Below are 3,167 nucleotides of genomic sequence, written 5' to 3'. Positions count from 1 at the left end.
CGTTCGCGAGCACGACGGCCGCGGCCGCGAGCACCGCGGCGGGGGCGACGAGCGCGACCCGCACCGGCGTCGCGTCGGCGCCCTCGGCAGCGGGGCGCCAGACCGTCCGCACGATGCGGCCGGAGTAGGCGGCGGAGAGCAGCGCGCCGACCAGCCCGGCCACGAGCAGCGCGGGACCGGCGGCGGCGAGCAGCAGGTCCTTCGCCGCCCAGACGGACAGCGGCGGGAGCCCGGCGAGGGAGGCCGCGGCGACGGTCGCGACGACCCCGGTGACGCGGTCGCGGCGGCCCGCACCCGCGAGGTCTGCGATGCGGCGCTGCCCCCAGACGGCGAGCCAGGCGCCGGCGACGAGGAACAGCGCCGCCTTGGTGACCGCGTGCGCGAGCAGCTGGGCGGTGCCGCCGGCGGTCGCGCCGACGCCCGCGGCGAGCACGACGAAGCCGAGCTGCGCCCCGGTCGATGCGGCGAGCAGCCGCTTGAGGTCCGTCTCGCCGAGCGCGACGATCCCGAGCAGCACCGCGGACAGCGCGCCGATCCAGGCCGTGACGGGTCCGGCCCAGCCGGTGGCGGCGAGCAGCGGCTGCACGCGGAGCAGCAGGTAGCCGCCCATCGCGACCATCGCCGCGGAGTGCAGCAGCGCGCTCACCGCGGACGGACCGGTCATGGCGCGCGCCAGCCAGAACGAGAACGGCAGCTGCGCCGCCTTGCCCAGCGCGGCGACGAGCACGCCGGCCGCGACCGCGTCCCGCCAGCCCGGCGCCGCCGACGGCAGGTCGGCGAGGGCGAGGCCGCCGCCGCCCGCCGCGGCCGCGCCGACCGCGAGGTAGAGGCCGAGGTCCGCGGTCCGCGTGGTGACGAAGGCGGTGAGGCCGCCGGCGACGGCCTCGCGGTCGGCGAGGTGGAGGGCGATGAGCAGCCCGGAGGTCGCCCCCATCACCTCCCACCCGGCGAGGAGCGCGGGCAGGGTGGCGGCGCTCGCGGTGAGCACGACGGCGGCGACGAAGACGAGCATCAGGCCGGTGAAGCGCGCACCCTGCCGCTCCGCCGCCGCCCACACGAGCACCGCGAGCGACACGGCGGCGACGAGCACGAGGACGAGCACCGGCAGCCCGTCGACCGCCACGACGAGCGCGCCGCCGGGCACGAACGGCTGCGCCGCGGCGCCGCGGGGCGCGAGCAGCACGAGGACGAGGACCGCCGCGGCCGCGGCGACCCCGAGGACACCGGCCGCGCGGTCGAGGCGCCGCCCGAGCACGAGCAGCGCGGCGCCGGCGAGCGCCGGCACCGCGAGGGCGCCGATCAGCGCGGCGGTCACGAGTGCAGCTCCGTGGCGGAGTCGGTCATGTCGGAGCCGCGCGAGCGGTGCGCGAGGACGGCGATCGCGAAGCCCGCGGCCATCTCGACGGTCATCGCGGCGAGCACGAGCAGCAGCACGATCTGCCCGTCGGTCGTCGGCGCGAGCCACCACCACAGGGCGCCGCCGGCGAGCAGCACCCCGTTCAGCATCAGCTCGAGGCCCATCATCACCATCACGATCGGCTGCTGGCTGATGGTGCCGTAGAGCCCGACGGCGAAGAGCGCGGCCGCGACGAGCAGCAGGAGCTGGAGGATCACAGGCCGCCCGCCTCGGGATCGTCGGCGGGTGCCTCCAGGTCGTCGCCGAAGCGGTCGTAGCGGCCGCGGGGGTTCGCGAGCACGACGGCGACGACGATCGTCGCGAGCAGCACCGGGCTGACGGTGAGCATCACGAGCATCTTCGACTCCATGAGCGCCACGCCGAGGGCGGCGACGCGGTCGCCGGCCGGTGCCGCGGCCCGCTCCGGCCACGGGATCGTGAGGATCGCCGCGGCCAGGCCGACGAAGACGGCGACCGCGACGATCGCCGTCGGGCGCTTCGCGTGCGTCATGTCCATGGCCATCAGGGCCGGGTTCATGCCCATGAACATGATCATGAAGAGGCCCATCACGGCCATCTCCATCGCCATCATGAGGATCGTGATCGGACCGAGGTAGTCGAGCCCGACGGCGACGAGCAGCAGGCCGACCGCCACGAACGACACGAGCAGCGCGTACGTCGCCCGCGCCATCGAATCGACGACGAAGACGAGCACGCCGGCGGCGATCGCGACCGCCCCGAGCACCACGGCCAGCGCGATCACGCCCCGCTCCCGATCACGACGACGACCGACACGGCGAGCAGCTGCAGCAGCACGAGCGGGAGGACGACGAGCCAGGCGACCTCCGCCAGCCGCTCGGGGCGGATCGACGGCAGGTGCCGCGCGACGACGACGAGCACGGCCGCGACGACCGCGGTCTTCACGACCACCCAGGCCCACGCCGGCAGCAGCGGGCCCGTGCCGCCGCCGAGGAACAGCGGCACGGAGACCGCGGCACCGCTGACGAGCAGCGCCGAGCGGCCCGCGTGCGCGAGCAGCCGGTCGGGGCCGGAGAGCTCCGCGAGCACGCCCGAGGCGATGTCCGAGCCGGCGGTGACGGAGAACGGGCCCCACGCGCTGAACGCGACGACCGCCGCGAGCATCACGACGAACGCGACGGGCATGGTGACGACGAACCAGAGGTCGCGCTGCGCGTCGACCACGTCCGTCATCCGGAGGCTGCCCGCCGCGACGGCCGGCGCGGTGAGCGCGAACATCAGCGGCAGCTCGGTCGAGATCGCCTGCCCGACCAGGCGGTGCCCGCCGACGAGCGACCAGGCGCTGTTCGCGCCCCAGCCGAGCAGCCACCAGAGCGCCCAGAGCAGGACGTCGAGCAGGTTGAACCAGACGACGCCGACGGCGAGATCGGCCGGCACGACGTCGCCGAGCGGGACGACCGCGGCCTGGAGGACCGCGACGACGAGCAGGCCGCCGCCGCCGATGCGCTGCAGCAGCCGGTCGGCGCCCGCGATCGTGCGGCGCTGCTGCCGCAGCAGGCGTGCGGTCTCGGCGACCGGCGCGAGCGCGGCCGCACCGACGGGCGCGCCGACCGCGCGCGCGTCGAGCACCGCCTGCAGCGCGACGACCCCGGCGGCGAGCAGCAGCACGACGACCGCCAGCAGGGCGGCGGTCACGACGGCGGCGGTCATCGTGCCGCTCCCCCGCGGGCCCCTCGGTCTCGAGGCTCCGCTGCGCTCCGCACCTCGACCAGCGGGGAGCCGCCACGAGCCC

The 3,167-nt window shown here is 76.4% G+C and carries 4 protein-coding genes; all 4 read right to left on the bottom strand.

Annotated elements, in window-relative coordinates:
• On the bottom strand, positions 1-1,315 hold a 1,315-nt coding region (locus ACFSBI_RS16225), incomplete at its 3' end, for a proton-conducting transporter transmembrane domain-containing protein (RefSeq protein ID WP_377936778.1).
• The gene (locus ACFSBI_RS16220; protein ID WP_377936777.1) at positions 1,312-1,614 is read right to left on the bottom strand and encodes an NADH-quinone oxidoreductase subunit NuoK; all 303 of its coding nucleotides are present in this window, start codon (positions 1,612-1,614) and stop codon (positions 1,312-1,314) included. The genes ACFSBI_RS16220 and ACFSBI_RS16225, both read right to left, overlap by 4 nt.
• Positions 1,611-2,159, bottom strand: a complete 549-nt coding sequence (locus ACFSBI_RS16215; RefSeq protein ID WP_377936775.1) for an NADH-quinone oxidoreductase subunit J — start codon at positions 2,157-2,159, stop codon at positions 1,611-1,613. The genes ACFSBI_RS16220 and ACFSBI_RS16215 overlap by 4 nt, the downstream gene beginning before the upstream one ends.
• Positions 2,156-3,085, bottom strand: a complete 930-nt coding sequence (locus tag ACFSBI_RS16210; protein ID WP_377936773.1) for an NADH-quinone oxidoreductase subunit H — start codon at positions 3,083-3,085, stop codon at positions 2,156-2,158. The genes ACFSBI_RS16215 and ACFSBI_RS16210 overlap by 4 nt, the downstream gene beginning before the upstream one ends.
• Positions 3,086-3,167 lie beyond the last annotated feature (82 nt).

This window comes from Amnibacterium endophyticum, assembly GCF_042680685.1.
GTDB classification, from domain to species: Bacteria; Actinomycetota; Actinomycetes; order Actinomycetales; family Microbacteriaceae; genus Amnibacterium; species Amnibacterium endophyticum.
The sequence above is the reverse complement of the archived record's forward strand: the minus strand, read 5'-3'. Positions and strand labels throughout refer to the sequence as shown.